Consider the following 386-nt stretch of genomic DNA (forward strand, 5'->3'; position numbering starts at 1 on the left):
CGAAGCGGCAATTCTGCGTGCGCTTTAATTTCTGAGTCATTGCCTCATTGGAATGTTGAGTCTGCGCGAGGTGAGTTTGGCTCTCTCAAGTCGCTTTGAGCAGTTTGGTGCCTTTACTTATGGGCTTAAAGTCTGTCGGCAATTGAACATTGTTTTGCGCTTTCTAATGAAACAGCAATGCGTTTGTCGCTGTATGTTTCAGCGTGATTGCCTCATTGAGTAATCTCGCCAATGTGTGGTGAGCTGGGTTGTCGGAGAGGGTTTCCACATAGGCTGATTTGTAAGATGAAGCCTTGAATTGGTCAGAACATAGATAAAATTTGAGTCAGTTCTAATTCGAAAAACACTATGGTTTGGTCAATGATTTCAGTGAGTTATTATTGAGA

The 386-nt window shown here is 42.7% G+C and carries 1 protein-coding gene; it reads left to right on the forward strand.

Translation table 11 applies throughout. The features are described from left to right. Positions 1–70: 70 nt before the first annotated feature. Entirely contained in the window at positions 71–223 is a 153-nt protein-coding gene (locus GOU96_RS18405) for a DUF3709 domain-containing protein (protein ID WP_161803584.1), read from the forward strand. The last annotated feature ends 163 nt before the right edge of the window (positions 224–386 follow it).

The sequence above is a fragment of the Vibrio sp. R-1 genome (assembly GCF_035615595.1).
Lineage (GTDB): Bacteria > Pseudomonadota > Gammaproteobacteria > Enterobacterales > Vibrionaceae > Vibrio > Vibrio cholerae.